Source organism: Alteromonas sp. HB246098 (assembly GCF_054890645.1).
On sequence record NZ_JBTZUG010000004.1, the window covers coordinates 344,722 to 360,527 of the forward strand.

The 15,806-nt window shown below is 45.1% G+C and carries 12 protein-coding genes; 8 read left to right on the forward strand and 4 right to left on the reverse strand.

The genetic code is table 11. The annotated features are described in order from the left end of the window. Positions 1 to 43: 43 nt before the first annotated feature. The gene (locus ACYTPF_RS11505) at positions 44 to 988 is read left to right on the forward strand and encodes a cation diffusion facilitator family transporter (protein WP_461852289.1); all 945 of its coding nucleotides are present in this window, start codon (positions 44 to 46) and stop codon (positions 986 to 988) included. A gap of 126 nt (positions 989 to 1,114) precedes the next feature. On the opposite strand, the gene ACYTPF_RS11510 is transcribed toward ACYTPF_RS11505, so the two are convergent. The 4 genes from ACYTPF_RS11510 to ACYTPF_RS11525 all read right to left on the reverse strand — a co-directional run bounded on the left by ACYTPF_RS11510 (position 1,115) and on the right by ACYTPF_RS11525 (position 8,577). Beyond that, positions 1,115 to 3,523 carry a TonB-dependent receptor gene (locus ACYTPF_RS11510; protein WP_461852290.1) on the reverse strand — a complete coding sequence of 803 codons (2,409 nt, stop codon included), beginning with the start codon at positions 3,521 to 3,523 and terminating at the stop codon, positions 1,115 to 1,117. Between the two features lie 291 nt (positions 3,524 to 3,814). Continuing rightward, entirely contained in the window at positions 3,815 to 5,542 is a 1,728-nt protein-coding gene (locus ACYTPF_RS11515; RefSeq protein ID WP_461852291.1) for a solute:sodium symporter family transporter, read from the reverse strand. Positions 5,543 to 5,558: 16 nt separating this feature from the next. Next, positions 5,559 to 7,625 (reverse strand): glycoside hydrolase family 31 protein, encoded by a 2,067-nt coding sequence (locus ACYTPF_RS11520; RefSeq protein ID WP_461852292.1) that lies wholly within the window; start codon positions 7,623 to 7,625, stop codon positions 5,559 to 5,561. A gap of 199 nt (positions 7,626 to 7,824) precedes the next feature. Next, positions 7,825 to 8,577, reverse strand: a complete 753-nt coding sequence (locus ACYTPF_RS11525) for a TSUP family transporter (protein WP_461852293.1) — start codon at positions 8,575 to 8,577, stop codon at positions 7,825 to 7,827. 98 nt (positions 8,578 to 8,675) lie between these two features. Between ACYTPF_RS11525 and ACYTPF_RS11530 the strand changes: the two genes are divergently transcribed. The 7 genes from ACYTPF_RS11530 to ACYTPF_RS11560 all read left to right on the forward strand — a co-directional run bounded on the left by ACYTPF_RS11530 (position 8,676) and on the right by ACYTPF_RS11560 (position 15,769). Further along, entirely contained in the window at positions 8,676 to 9,425 is a 750-nt protein-coding gene (locus ACYTPF_RS11530) for a GntR family transcriptional regulator (protein WP_179984874.1), read from the forward strand. A gap of 316 nt (positions 9,426 to 9,741) precedes the next feature. Beyond that, positions 9,742 to 10,695 (forward strand): aldo/keto reductase, encoded by a 954-nt coding sequence (locus ACYTPF_RS11535; protein ID WP_461852294.1) that lies wholly within the window; start codon positions 9,742 to 9,744, stop codon positions 10,693 to 10,695. Positions 10,696 to 10,704: 9 nt separating this feature from the next. Beyond that, positions 10,705 to 11,712 (forward strand): TauD/TfdA family dioxygenase, encoded by a 1,008-nt coding sequence (locus ACYTPF_RS11540; RefSeq protein WP_461852295.1) that lies wholly within the window; start codon positions 10,705 to 10,707, stop codon positions 11,710 to 11,712. A gap of 4 nt (positions 11,713 to 11,716) precedes the next feature. After that, positions 11,717 to 12,721, forward strand: a complete 1,005-nt coding sequence (locus tag ACYTPF_RS11545; protein ID WP_461852296.1) for a YeiH family protein — start codon at positions 11,717 to 11,719, stop codon at positions 12,719 to 12,721. A gap of 67 nt (positions 12,722 to 12,788) precedes the next feature. After that, a complete protein-coding gene (locus ACYTPF_RS11550) occupies positions 12,789 to 14,087 on the forward strand; it encodes a sulfite oxidase (protein ID WP_461852297.1) in 1,299 nt (432 codons plus the stop codon). Between the two features lie 137 nt (positions 14,088 to 14,224). Next, on the forward strand, positions 14,225 to 14,536 hold the full coding sequence (locus ACYTPF_RS11555) for a hypothetical protein (RefSeq protein WP_423077617.1): 312 nt from the start codon (positions 14,225 to 14,227) through the stop codon (positions 14,534 to 14,536). A gap of 150 nt (positions 14,537 to 14,686) precedes the next feature. Next, positions 14,687 to 15,769, forward strand: coding sequence for a methyl-accepting chemotaxis protein (locus tag ACYTPF_RS11560; RefSeq protein WP_461852298.1), 1,083 nt, complete (start codon positions 14,687 to 14,689; stop codon positions 15,767 to 15,769). Positions 15,770 to 15,806: the final 37 nt, after the last annotated feature.

Consider the following 15,806-nt stretch of genomic DNA (forward strand, 5'->3'; position numbering starts at 1 on the left):
CTTCACGATAAGCTTTGTTTATAGTTTAGAAAGAGCATAGCCCATGCACAATCACCATCATCATGACGACACTACTTCTTCTAAGGAAGATTCCACTCGTATCGGATGGGCATTCTGGCTGAACTTTACGTTTACTATTATCGAGTTTATCGGCGGTTGGCTCACTAACAGTGTGGCTATAATGGCAGACGCTGTTCATGACCTAGGCGATTCCCTCTCAATTGGGTTAGCCTGGTACTTAAGTAAAATTGCTCATAAAGCCTCTACCGAAAAGTATACCTATGGCTTTAAAAGGCTAAGTTTAATGGGAGCAATGATTAACGGTCTCATTTTAATACTTGGTTCAATTTGGGTAATGTCTGAGGCCATCCCCCGCCTCTATAACCCAGAGATGCCTGTAACGGAAGGCATGATAGGACTTGCTATATTGGGAATCATGGTAAATGGCCTCGCGGCCTATAAACTTCATGGCGGCCACTCAATGAATGAGAAAGTGCTTAACTGGCACTTAATTGAAGATGCGATGGGGTGGGTGGCGGTGCTAGTCGTAGCTATTGTACTTCACTTTGTAGAATGGCCCATTCTCGACCCAATATTATCGATAGGTTTTACCCTCTTTATATTAATAAACGTAGTGAGATACGTTGTGCAGACAATGTCTTTGTTTTTACAAGGTGTGCCTGACGTATCTACGCGAAAGGCTATTAGCCAAGCGTTGCTGTCTATGGAGCATGTTGAAGAGCTTCATCATTTACACTTTTGGTCTTTAGATGGTGAACAACATGTGCTTACCGTTCATGTCGTCATCAATTGTGCTGTGGACAATGAAAAGTTACGTCAGTTAAAAGCTGAGGTTCATAAACGTCTAGCGCCATTTGCACTTGCACATACAACCGTAGAGTTCGAACTACCGGGAGAGCCATGCCGTGATGAGAATGATCATTTGCATGCCCATTCTCATCATCATGAACACGACGAGATAAATTAACATGCAATAGAGGCAGGGACAGGAAGCCGTTAGTTAATCGTATTTCTAATTGCCTAAGCGCTTGAGTTATCGCTCTCAAAAAAAGAGGGGCGTATACACGCCCCTTTAAACACACGCTTTAGAGATTTAGAATTGTGCCTTGAAGGCTACACCGTAGTAACGGTCAGCGTCGCGAGGGATTTGATAACGGAAGTTATCGCCGCTATACGTCGTTGCATAGCTTTCATCAAGTAAGTTTTTAGCAATCAAAGATACGCGGAATGCATCGTCTTTGAATGAGAAACTCACGCTTGCATTAAGCATGCTGTAGTCAGGCAACAATGAGTGCGGATTAAATTCACCCGTATTGCCTGGTAAGTCAGAGTACTGCTCGTCGGTGTAGATATACGATGCGTTATAGTAAACATCGAATCCGTGCTCTGTTTCCATAAAGTATTCAGCGCTTAGCGAGTATTTCATGTCAGGTGAGAAAGGAACATCAAGCCCTGAACGGTCAGTACATGTCGCTTGTTCAGGACAGTTAAACTCATCGATTTCTGCTTTCGTGTATGCAGCACCACCGATTAACGTAAGGTTGTCGGTTGCGTTCCACATCATATCAAGCTCGATACCCTGTGTTGTCACATCACCGGCATTGGTCAGACGTGTAATACACGCACCGTCCGAACAATCGAAGTTATTCGCTTGGAAACCTTCAATGTCGGTGCTAAACAAAGCAACGTTTAACAATAGGTCGCGGCTTGCGTATTTATAGCCTATCTCGAAAGCGTCAGATTCTTCAGCGCCAATAGGACGACCGTCGTTGTCTGGATTAAAGTTATAGTAAACATTAAAACCTGGGCCTTTGTAGCCTTGCGAGTAAGTAGCATAAACCATCTGATTTTGGTCAAGGTCGTATTGAAGACCAATACGTCCAGACAGATTGGTTTCATCTACCACGCCTTCGGCATCAGTGTTTTCGGTAGCAGGGCGAACACCAACACCACGACGTCCATATTCGTCGTTGCTAATGCGGCGATGTTTATAAGACACTTCATCATCGGTATAGCGAAGGCCGAAGATAAGGCGCATGTCATCACTCAAATCGTAAGTACCATCGCCATATACCGCCCAGTTATTAAATTCGGTGCTCATAAATGCAGTGGCAGAAACGATATCGTTTGCGTTACACGACACACCCAGTGAGTCGGCATAGGCGTCTAAGTCTGATAGCGCGTTGGTTAGGTCGTCTCCTGATAAATTGTTTTCTGCGTAAAAAGATAGCGCCTGATCAAGCTGCCCATTATTGTTTTGGCAGCTTGCATCTCGTGTAAAGTTACGTTCAGAATCCATGTTCCAGTAGAACATACCCGCAAGGAAGTTAAATGGGCCTGCTAGATTTGAGGCTACACGGAATTCTTGAGAAAACTGGCTCCACTCCTGTTCACCCACATCGTGCAGTTGGAACGGTACGCCGAAAACAGGCTGGTCGCTGTCGCCAGCAATTGACGTGAAGTCACCTTCGCGGAATTCAGTATTTTCCCATGAACGCTGAGCTGTGATTGAAGTAAAAGTATAATCGCCGACGGTCTTGTCAACCTGAACAGAGAAGGCAGAATGGTCGTCGATGGTACGAGACTCAAAATCATGGTCAATTTGACGCTGTTCTAAATCAATACCATCAGCAATGGTTGCGCTGCTTGGTGCTGCTTGTGAGTCTGGGTTACGACCGCTTGATACGCCTTCTAAATCGGCACAACAGTCGTCATCAGCACTGTAAAATTCGCTAATAAATTTAACTTTTAAATCGTTGGTTGGTTCGTAAAGCACGACAGCCCGTGCACCTTCGCGGTCGTAGCCATTTACTGTTTCGTTGTTATAGACGTTGTCGATATAACCGTCGAATTTACCTTGGAAAACGGTCAAGCTAGCTGAAAGGTCGTCTGTTAAACCTCCACTCACTGTGCCTTTTAAACGGTATTCGTTGTCTTGGTAAAATTCAGTAGAAAGGCTACCTGTTAAGTCCTGTGACGGGTCTTTTGTAGTAATATTTACTACGCCCGCTGACGCGTTTTTACCGAAAAGTGTGCCTTGTGGGCCGCGCAGAACTTCAATACGGTCAACGTCGTATAGGTCGGCAAAAGCCTGTCCAGAACGGCCTAATACGACGCCATCTACTACTGTTGCCACACTTGGCTCTGCTGCGATACTAAATGAAATTGTGCCAATACCCCGAACCGTTAATGCAGAGTTACGGGTTGTGGTACCTTTACGAAAACTTACCGATGGGACGAGAGCCTGAAGATTCTCAACATTATTTGCGAAAGCCGACTCTATCTGGTCACCGCGTAATACTGATACTGCTACAGGAACATCGCTAATACTTTGTACACGTTTCTGTGAGGTTACGACAATCTGCTCGAATGACTTATCGTCTTTTGCAGCTTCGGTTTGTTCAGTCTCTGCATCTTGCGCATAGGCATTTGCGTTAAGCAGCAATCCAGATGTCATAGCAAGGGTTACCGCCTTACTGATGATCGATCTTTTTGTATTCATGTTGTTCTCCAGGGTATTTCGCTTATCTCGCTCTAACTAACAATGGCCAACATTTTTCGGATATATCAACCGTTGTAAGTAGACGGTGTTTGGTTTTTTATTTTTTTTAGCTACACAAGGCGCATCATTTAAAACGCCGCACTATGTGATTTGTCATTACCAGTCTTTATAAAAGATATCTTTCGTCTGATGTCTTATATAAGAGTAATTAAGTTAAACAATTGTTAAGTCGTTTGCAAACGTTATGTTAACTTTTTTGTGTTTTTTCTATACAGGAGCGAAGCGTTCGTTTTAAGCTGGCTGAGAAGCAAGGCGCTTTAGGCCTTGCTCGTATTTTACCCGCCACCATTTAAGGCTAATGCCAATGGCGGCGAAACAACTTGCCCACAAGCCAACTAAAGCCGGTATAAAGGCGTTACTGATCCCGCCTACAAAGCCCACTGGGGAGAACATCAGATACAGGGTAGCGATAAGGCCTACCAGCACAATGGCGCAGGGGATAGCGTAGCGCCATGGGGTCATATTAACTTCGGCCTTAGGCGTAAAATGCCATGGCGTCGCCATTGGATACAGTTTACCTATAGTTAACATAATGGTCAGTTCTATAGCGAATAAAATGGCATATATGTGAATGAAATTGATATCCACTTCCCACACGAACTTCAATAGCCCATAAGCGATTACGTGGAAGATAATTGCCACTTTTGCGGCTAGGGCAGGCACATTCTTAGTAAACAGTCCCACAAGCACAATGGTGATGACAGGAATGTTGTAGAACCCAGTGAATATGCGAATAATTTGCCATAAGCCTTCAGGTGCAAACATAAGCAGTGGCGCAGTGATAAAAGACAGTACAGCAATTACGATACTGGTGATCTTAGCCACGCGTATTAGCTTTTCGTCACTCACTTTATCTTTCTTGAAGGGCTTATAAACGTCTAAGCAAAATAGAGTGGCAGCACTGTTAAGCAGTGAATTAAAAGAGCTAAACACCGCACCAAGCAATACAGCTAGGAAAAACCCCGACAAATACTGTGGCAGTACGTCTTTAACCAAATGGGGGTAAGCGAGGTCGATAGTTTGTAGGTTTTCATCCTGGTATAGATGGTAAGCAATAACGCCAGGTAGCATCATCATAAAAGGCACAAGCACTTTAAAGTAGCCTGAAAACAGCACGCCTTTTTGACCTTCAACCAGGTTTTTGGCACCAAGGGTTCGTTGAATAACGTATTGATTTGTACCCCAATAGAATAGGTTAGCTAATATCATACCTGTAAAAATAGTACCGAAGGGGACTGGATCGTTAGCGCCGCCTATGGCATTGAGCTTTTCTGTTTCTGTTGTCGCAATGGTTGAAAGGCCGTCACTAAAGCTTCCGTCGCCTAAAGCAATTAAACCAAGTATAGGAACTAGCAAGCCAACAATTAAAAGGCCTACACCGTTAATGGTATCTGATACGGCTACGGCCTTTAAGCCACCAAAAATAGCGTAAAGCGCACCTATGGTTCCCACGATCACAATGGTTATGACTAAGCCTACTTCATAGCTTACGTTGAAAAGGCCAGGTACATCGAACAGTCGCAAAACTGCAATGGAGCCTGAATAAAGTACCGATGGAATAGTCACTAATGAGTAGCCCACCATAAACAGTACTACGGTCATTCTACGCACGCTGTCATCGAAGCGGTCACGTAAAAACTCTGGTAGGGTGGAAAAAGCCCCCGCTAAATAACGGGGTAAGAAAATAAGCGCCATAATTATGGTAGAGATACCTGCGGTTACTTCCCACGCCATGGCGCTAAGGTTATAGCCGAAGGCAGAGCCGTTTAAGCCAATAAGCTGCTCTGCGGAGAGGTTGGTAAGGATCATGGAACCAGCAATAAAAGTGCCTGTCAGCCCTCTTCCTGCAAGGAAGTAACCATCTTGCGTGTTTACTTCCCCTTTTGTTTTCATGTAAGAAATAACGGCAACCAGTGCCATAAATGCCATGCATGAGAATAGGGTAAGGGTGATATCCATGAACTGCTCCTATGCGCTACGCTGGCCAATGTGTGGTGTTCGACATATCCATATCGGTATGTTGAACATCTGGGCCCATGACAATGCGACTGCCTTTTTGAATGAATACAGCAACATCATTAAGTGCCAATATCTCTTCTATGTATTGTTCACCCTGTACCACTTCATCGGTACCAAAACGTATCCATTCACCTTTTGGTAAGTAGTACTTAATTTTTCCACCTGGCACGACACAAGGCACAACAAGTAGATCATCACCACACATAAACTGCTGCTCAAAGCCATGAGAAAGGGGCTGGTCAGGGAAGGCTAACGCCATGGCGCGCTGTACTGGAAGCCCTGTTTGTGATGCTTTTTCTGCGGTTTCTTTAAGGTATGGAATAAGTTTGTATCTTAGTTTCAGCGCCTCAAATACAGCATTTGATGCGGCATCGCCGTAAGACCAGGGTTCACGAGGGCCAATACCATGTAATCGCATGTGGGCGCTAAATACTGATGCTTGCGCCCAACGTACATAGAGCTCTGCATCTCGGGTATCTTTGTAAAAACCGCCGATATCTGTAGCAAAGAAGGGTCCGCCTGACATGCCCCACGATAAGCTGCCACGTATACTTGCCGCGAGGCCGTGCCAATCGGCTTGCGGGTCTCCGCCCCACTGCGATGGATAGCGCTGGCTTCCCGTCCAAGCTGAGCGACTGAATAAGAATGGACCTGTTTTACAGTAAGCTTCTGCGGCTTCGTAAACACAACGGTTGTAGAGCATACTGTAAACATTGTGCAGGCGATTGCCGGAATCACCGCTATACGACAGCATATTGTCGTCTTCTAGCTGCTCGCCAAAGTCGGCCTTGATCATGTCTACACCAAGGTCAAATAGAGGTTTGTGTGAGGTTTTCCAAAACTCATAAGCTTCTGGGTGGGTAAAGTCTAAGATACCTGAGTCTGGCAGTGGCGTAAGCACCTCCCCAAATGGGCTCAAGTCCCATTCATAGCGATACGCTTCGCCAGTGCGCTTATCTTTTATCAACCAGCCTTTTTCTGCAGCTTTTTTATAGAGAGGGTTTTTCACTGAAATCATGGGGTATTCCCATACACAGATTTTAAAACCTAACGCTTTGAGCTCATCAATAACCGGCTGTGGGTCTTCGTAGCGCTTCGGGTCCCATTCAAAAGCAAAGCGAGTATCCGTGTCTTGCCATGCACGACCGTCAAGGGTAATTACATCACAGGGCATATTCTTTTCGCGTACTTTACGGGCTACGGCGAGCAGCTCATCAGCATCTTTATAATACGCTTTAGAAAGAATCACGCCTAAACTCCACGTAGGTGGTGTAGGGGCAAAGCCGGTTAATTCACTGTAGGTTTTAATGCTTTGGGCTGGAGAGTCTTGGTGGAACAAAAATACGTCAAGAAGATTATCTTCTACTAAGCACACATACGCTCGCTGTGACCAGAGCGCATATCCTACGCCATGTGTGACAGGTGCAGGTGTATGTACAAAAAGGTTCCAACCTTCAGGGCTCCACGCATACGGAGTATTTTTGTACGACTTCTCAGCGTTTACGCCAAGGGCGTCGTGATTGTATGAACGAATAAGTTGGCCGCGTTTATCAAGCTTACCCCATTTCTCGCCAAGACCGTAAACCGCCTCGTCATAACCAAGTTCCAGGCTCACTAACCATCCGCTGTCTGTTTTAGCAAAGGGCGGTAAACGATGCTGGCGCACAAAGTGACCGTCGGTAGCGCTTTGTTGAACAAGCACATCATCTTTATACAGCTTAAAATGTAGAGGAGAAGCAAAAATCTCTAAACGATAATTGCCAGCGACAAGCGTGCTGTGCGACTTGTCACCTGAATATACTAACGTTTGCTTATGGGGCGACTGTGTAAGCATAGCAAAGTCATCAGTGGCGTTAACGTCACTTTGAATGCGTAAGCCAAACTGGCTGATACTTAAGCTCAACTCACCGTATTGCGTAGGGACGATAAGTGTTTTATCGTCAGACAAAAAGGGCTGCTCGGTGATGTCAGCAGCTTCAATATCGTTCCAATCTGGTTCAGTTACACAAAAAGCGTTACTCATTTCTACATTACCCTTGATGTCTTATATAAGACATAAGTTAATGAAATGTAACTTGGGTGTCAATCTGCAATTATCAAATTATAAAGATTTAGATCGGGGCTCTGTCTTTTTATTTAGACGTCTAAGTGAAGTTACACTGGCCCTATTATTAGAGCAAAGCTGCGCCACAGTATGCTTTTCTCTTGTTTATGTTGAGACATTAGACACTGATATTTTTGATAATAAGCGTCACACCACTTAATGCGAGCATGGTCAGTGCTAACAGTCGCACAGAAGCGGCGGGCACCCGCGCCGCAAGCATTCGTCCTATTCTTGTGAAAATCAGGATCACCGGGATAGCGAGTAAAGCAGAAAGGAAAACATCGCTCGAAGGTAAAGTACCAAAGGGGATTATAGCCAAGCGTAATAGCGACGTTATGCTAAACACGGCCAGAAGCGTAATTCTAATTTCGTTAATTGGCCAGGCTTGTCTGTAACACTGAAATACCACTGGCGGACCGAACGTAGAGAAGAGCCCGCCTAACATTCCGCCGAGACCGCCCGCAACGGTAAAACCAAAGGCACTACCAGACGGCTGCCCCCGTTTTCTTTTAACCAATAAAAGTCCACAGCAGCTTAAAATAGCGAAACCAAGCAACAGGTTAAGCCATGTTGCCATACCAACGGATAAGTACTCCAACAGCGCATATCCTATTCCCATAAACGGAATACCGCTAAGAAGGAGAATGGTAAAAGCACGTTTGTTTATTTGTTCGGTGTTTCTTGCTACCAGACTAACAGAGTTAAAAAGGCTCAAAAAACTTACCATAAATGTTGTCGCTGTGAGGGGTAAAATACCAAACAAGGTAAAGCTAGACACCACCATAAGCCCAAAGCCAAACCCACTTAATGTTTGCAGAAGTGTCGCAAGACCTAAAAGGGCGAACATGGGGAGTAGTGTTTCCAAGGGCATGTATGTTATTCCTACTATGTATGTGATTTAAGTCAAAAATGCGCTATAACTCTTGTGTATGATATAAAAACAATAATTAAGCGTTTAGGTTAGGGTTCATGTCTTCATCTCAATTCGATCACAAACTCAGCGGTCCAAGTCTCGCTTTTCAGCCTCTGTATCAACAGGTAGCTGAATACATTAAGCAACTTATTGTTGAGCGTCGATGGCAACCCGGTGAGATGCTGCCTAGTGAGTTTAAACTTGCAGACGAGTTCAAAGTGAGTCAGGGAACCGTTCGCAAAGCGTTAACACTTCTTACCGATACTAAAATTGTAACCCGCAGGCAAGGGGTGGGCACATTCGTTTCTGAACACACCGCTCAAGATGCATTGTTTCGCTTTTTCCCCTTACAAGCTGACGGAAAAGGCGCCGATTTACCTAAAGCAGAGCTCATCAGTAAAGAGCTGGTTGAGCCGAGTGAAACGGTTCAAGCAGCTCTTGCTTTATCGGCAAAAGATAAAACGGTAAAGCTTAAACGCAGACGCATACTTGAAAACGAATTTTGTATGCTAGAAACGATATTTTTGCCATTCAAAATGTTTCCCGAAATTCACCAGCGCGAAGATATTCCACATACCTTGTATCACTTTTATCAAACGGATTATAACCAAACCGTGTTTAAAACCCGTGACAGCATAAAAGCCGTTCTAGCGTCAAAAAGTGATGCGAAAAGCTTAGGTATTGAAAAGGGAGCACCCTTACTTTTGGTCACTCGCGTCACAGAATCTATTGATGGCAAATTAATAGAGTATCGAGAGAGTAAATGCAGAACCGACCACTATCACTATCAAGTTGAACTTGACTAACTTGCTTCACCGCTAGTCTGCTCTAAGCCTTTTCTACCGCTCACATTACTGCCCTTTCCTAAAAAGCGGGCATTGATAAACGTCCGCTTAACATACCCGCCCCCGAAACCGGGGTATAAGTGTTGTCCAATCTCATCACTAAAAGCCAAACTCGATCTTTTAATTTAGTTTGTTAACACTTTGTTGACATGAGAGTGCCTGTGTAATAACTTATGTCTTATACAAGACTAAAGTTTGAAGCTGAAGTTATACAAGAGCATACTGTTAAAGTAAAACTAATTAACTTAATGCAACAAATTCTAAGGTGAATGAAGCAATGAATAAGATACCTGAGGTAGGTTTTGGCTTTTGGAAAGTAGATACTGCCATTTGTGCTGAAACAACATACCAAGCAATCAAAGCTGGATATCGCCATTTAGACTGCGCAGCAGACTATGGCAACGAAAAAGAAGTGGGCGAAGGCATTAAGCGCGCTATTGATGAAGGCCTGTGTACCAGAGAAGAGTTGTGGGTAACCTCTAAGCTTTGGAATACGTTTCACGCTCCAGAGCATGTAGAACTGGCGCTTGAAAAAACGCTATCTGATTTACAGCTAGACTACCTAGACTTGTATCTTATCCACTTCCCTATTGCGCAAAAGTTCGTGCCAATTGAAACACGGTATCCGCCAGAGTGGTTTTACGACCCTGACGCAGCTGAACCTAAGATGGAGCTTGCTCCTGTGCCGCTTCATAAAACGTGGGAGGCCATGGAAGCGCTCGCAGATAGCGGTAAAGCAAAACAAATTGGTGTGTGTAATTACAACACGGGCTTGCTTAATGACCTAATGAGCTACGCGCGCATTAAGCCAGCTATGCTACAGATTGAAACTCATCCTTACCTTACCCAAGAACGTTTAATTCGTTTAGCAAAAGACTACGGTTTAAATGTTACCGCGTTCTCACCTTTAGGTGCGCTTTCATACCTAGAGCTTGAAATGGCTGACCAAACTGAATCAGTACTTCAGCAGGACGTAGTAAAAGCCGCTGCAAAAGCCCACGGTAAAACGCCAGCGCAAATTGTGTTGCGTTGGGGCATTCAGCGCGGCAACGCGATTATTCCGAAAACGTCAAAAGTAGAACGCATGAAAGAGAACCTGGCGCTTTTCGATTTCTCATTAAGTGAAAGTGAAATGCAGGCTATTTCAGCATTAAACATGAATCGTCGATTTAACGATCCGGGTCACTTCTGCGAAGCTGCCTTTAATCGTTTCCATCCCATTTACGACTAGGAGTTAACTATGAAAAACGTCAATGACAGCTCTGCGGTAGCGTATGCAAGCGTACCTACTCAGCACAACTACAACGGCGGCGTGTTCCCTGAAATAGTCGTGAACAATGAAAGCTGTTCCACTGTAGAGGAAACGGTTGCTTTTGTTAAAGCGAATCAGGCAGAACTTGAGGCAAAACTTGCTAAATCAGGTGCGCTGCTATTTAGAGGGTTCCCTCTTGATTCAGCAGAGACCTTTGACGTTTTTTCAGCAGGCTTCGGCTATCCTAACTTTACTTATCAAGAGTCGCTGTCTAACGCGGTGCGCATTAACTACACCGAACGTGTATTTACTGCTAACGAAGCACCTAAAGATGTGGAGATTTTCCTTCATCACGAAATGGCTCAAACACCTATTTCTCCAAGTAAGCTTTTCTTTTTTTGCAAAACTGCAGCAGATGAGGGCGGTGCTACGCCGCTGTGTCGTTCAGACAAACTGTTTGAAGCATTGAAGGCGGAAAACCCTGAACTGGCAAGGGACTTTAAAGAAAAAGGTCTGAAGTACACCACCACTATGCCTGCCGCTAATGACATCAATTCAGGGCAGGGCCGAAGCTGGAAAAGCACGTTAAGTGTTAAAACTGTAGAAGAAGGTGAAGCTAAGCTCAAAGAACTCGGTTACAGCTGGGAATGGTTAGAAGATGGTAGCTTAAAAGCGATTACACCTGTACTTCCTGCGGTAATCGAATTGGATGACGGTTCTGAAGTATTCTACAACCAGCTTATTGCAGCTTACATGGGCTGGAAAGGCGTTCGCGAGAACCCATCTTCAGCCATTACGTTTGGTGACGGCAGCGCTATCCCAAAAGAAGGGCTAGAGCGTATTGCTGAGCTTTCTGAAGACTTCACGTTTGATTTAGAGTGGCAAGACGGGGACGTGGCAATTGTCGATAACTATCGTGCGATGCATGGTCGTCGCCCTTACTCTGGCGATCGCAAGCGTGTAGTGCTTGTGGCATTGGTTGCTTCAGAGCGTTAATGCAATGAATGACATAGCAGTAAAATGTAAAAACATTTGGCCTGGGCTGGGTATTGCTACCATCACGGGCATGGCGGCCTTGTTTTTAAGTGAGCACTACAATGCCCCTGCTATGTTGTTTGCGTTACTGTTAGGCATGGCAGTTTCGTTTTTATACCAAAACGATACGCCATGCGCGTGCGGTATCGACTTTACCGCAAGTACCTTGCTTCGCGCGGGTGTGGTTTTACTGGGCTTAAGAATAGCGCTAGGTGACTTGGCAGTACTAGGATGGCAAACAGCGCTCATGCTTGCTGGCGCCATTTTTACGACCATTGTTTTGGGCGTAGGCTTGGCAAAAGCGCTGGGACTTCAAAAACGCTTTGGTGCACTTACTGGCGGCTCCGTCGCTATTTGCGGTGCTTCTGCTGCGTTAGCCATCTCTACCATACTGCCAAAAGGTGAAAACCACGAGCGAGATACGCTACTCACCGTTATAGGTGTAACGGCTATGTCCACTATCGCCATGGTGCTTTATCCCATAATAGCGGGGCAGCTAGAAATGACAGATACCGAAGCTGGTATCTTTCTTGGCGGTACAATTCACGACGTGGCCCAAGTGGTAGGGGCAGGTTACTCGGTGTCAGAAAACGCGGGTGATATGGCGACCCTTACCAAGTTGGTGCGCGTAGCCATGCTGATGCCGGTGGTACTGATCATGATGCTTGTCATTAAAAGATTCTATAAAGCCAGTACCCAAGCAGAAGGCGGTGAAGTACCTAAAATGCCTCTGTTTCTTATCGGTTTTATTGCATTAATGTTGCTCAATAGCTTTGTATCGTTACCTGAATTTGTGATTGATGCAGGCACGCAGGTTTCTCGTTTCTTTTTAGTTGTTTCCATTACTGCAATCGGCATGAAATCAAACTTAGGAAAGCTTGCCGAAGTCGGCATGCTTCCCATAGTCATGATAGTGGCTGAAACCCTTTGGATTGCACTGCTTATTCTCGGTTTTCTTTACACCATGTAAAGGCTATTCATCATTTTGCAGCAGTATGCTTTAAATAAAAATCGTTTGTACTGATAAGGTGATCTAAGTGAAAAAACGCGGCCTTCACGAACTTTATGCCAAAGACCCTGTAAAAGCCGACGAGCAGGTTTTTCAAAGAACCAGCAATACACTGACTCGCCGAGGCTTTATCAAAGGTTTAAAGTCACTGTCTTTGCTACTCGGTGCCGAAGTGGTGTACGGGCAATTTATGCCAGCGGGCCTCATTCCTGCAGCATTTGCGCAGGCCGACACGCCTTTTTCTATTAAAGGTAAAGACGGTTTAACCATACTCAATGACAGACCATTAAACGCAGAAACACCAGCACACCTATTGGATGATTCAGTCACACCTGCTTCACGCTTCTTTGTAAGAAATAACGGTATTCCCCCGCAAGCGCCCGATGCAAACAGCTGGACGCTTACTATTGAAGGGGAGTCTGCAGCACAGTCAAAAACCTTTACCCTTGAAGAACTAAAAGCTCAATTTAAGCATTACACCTATCAGCTAACACTTGAGTGTGGCGGAAATGGGCGGGCCGAGTTCTCACCGGCCGCTACCGGTAACCAGTGGACGACAGGAGCAGTAGGCTGCCCACGCTGGACAGGAGTGAGGCTAAAAGACGTGCTAAAAGCAGTGGGCGTAAAGGAAGACGCGGTTTACATTGGCTATTACGGTGATGATCAGCATTTAAGCCGAACACCGGGCAAAGCGGCTATTTCTCGTGGCGTGCCCATCGAAAAAGCGATGGAGGACGAGTCGTTAATCGCGTGGGCAATGAATGATGAACCGCTTCCCTTGATGAACGGCTTCCCGCTGCGGCTGGTATTTGGTGGCTGGCCTGCATCAACGTCAGGTAAGTGGCTTAAGAAAATAGTAATTCGAGACCGCGTGCACGACGGTGCAAAAATGCTGGGTAAAGCCTATCGGGTCCCATGTAAACCTGTTGCGCCTGGCGCGAAAGTTGCCGACGAAGACATGTGTATTATAGAAGCTATGCCAGTTAAGTCGCTTATTACCTTTCCAAAGTCTGGCAGCGATCACTCTCTCAAAGAAAAGCTAACCGTTCGGGGACATGCATGGAGTGGTGAGGGCAAAATTGCCAAGGTGTTTACCTCTATTGATTTTGGCCAAACTTGGCATCTTGCTCAGCTGAACGCACCGGCAAACAGACACGCTTGGCAGCAGTTCAGCACACAGATAAACTTCCCCCAGCAGGGCTATTACGAAGTATGGGCTAAAGCACAAGATGAGCATGGAAAGTCACAGCCTATGGTGCTACCTGGATGGAATCCAAAAGGGTATTTAAACAATGCCTGTCATCGTATCGCTGTGCGTGTGGTGTAGGTAGAGGAGTGCGAGATTTTATGTATATTAAGGGGAATGGGGCACTGGGTATGGTTTGCATAGCCGTTCGACTTATCGCCTTAATAGGGGGGCTTCACATATCCGTAGCAGCAGCCGATACCGAGACTAATAAAAGGATGAGCATGGTAAGTTCATCAAAAGAGCACGTGCAGCATGACGTCGATCCTCAGTCAGGTCTTATAAAAGCAGAAGGCTTCAACTTAGTGTTAGCCCATTGCAGTGCCTGTCACTCGACTTCTCTTATTACTCAGAATGCCATGAGCCGTGAAAGGTGGCTTGAGACTATTCGCTGGATGCAAGAAACGCAGAAACTGTGGCCACTGGGTGACGCAGAACCAATGATATTAGATTACCTATCAACCTGGTATGGACCTAAAAAAAGCGCTCGTCGTGCACCTCTACCACCACATTTACTGCCTGCAAACTAAAAACAGAGATAATAGTTTAATTTATCCCCTCAGTTTTATAATTTTCTGCCGATAATCAAACAATAACGCTACTTCAGACTAATGGCTAAGACGATATAACCTCTGTTAGTCTGAGCAAAATAATTCTATAAAAATAATCGGTATCTCCACATGTTTGTATCACGCAGTAAATTCGAAGAAAAAGAAGCGCAAGTTCAGCTATTAGAAAAGCGACTTCAAGAAACGTTAGACAGAGTGTCTTTGCTTGAGGCCGAAAATGCTGAGCTGACTACGGCTTTAGAGACTGCGCACAACGAAGAAGCGTCATCTGCCAATGCCACTGTAGTTAAATGTTTAGTAGATTCACTGTCACAGGTTGAGGGCGTTCGCGAAACGGTTTTACGTTCCTACGAACGCATTAATGCCGAGAATCAGTCTATTGTTGATATAAATGATTTATTTAGCGAATCGGCCTCTACATTGAGCAAGATTGTATCTGACATGAGCGGCCTGAATGTTCAGATGGGAAGTATGAGCGAGCGTATTTCTGGTCTGTCTACTACAGCTGACAATATCAATAAGTTTGTAACCACTATCACCAGCATTTCTGATCAAACTAATTTACTTGCCTTAAATGCAGCAATTGAAGCGGCCCGTGCAGGTGATGCTGGACGAGGCTTTAGCGTTGTAGCTGATGAAGTACGAGCGTTGGCAACGGAAACGAATAAGTCTGCCACAGAAGTATCAGAGCTTGTAAACGGCATTATCCAATCAACATCGAAAGCGGTGTCAGGCGTGAACGAACTGCGTGGAAACAATGAAGAGTTAGAAACAGGCATTAACCAGCTTAATAGTAGTTACGAGACTATGGTGCAACATTGCGACAGCATGAAGACAACCATTAGTGAAGGCGCAATGGCTACGTTCATCCAAACTGTAAAGTTAGATCACGTTGTGTGGAAGTCTGGCGTTTATGAAGTGCTTTGTGGTTTCAGCAATAAGACTGTTGCTGACTTCAGTGATCATGTGAGCTGTCGTTTAGGACAATGGTTCAATGAAAACGCGAATAGCCCAATTGGTCAAACTACAGCTTTTAGAGAGATTGAAGCACCGCACGCAAAAGTGCATAGTAGTGGTGTTGCAGCAATAAGAGCAAAACAAGCTGGTAATATTGCAGAAGCAGATGCAAAACTGATAGAAATGGAACAGGCGAGCGAGCGTGTGATGATGCTTCTTGACCGTTTAGCCGGATAAACTATCAAAAACTAAAGCACACGTAAAAAAGCGTGCT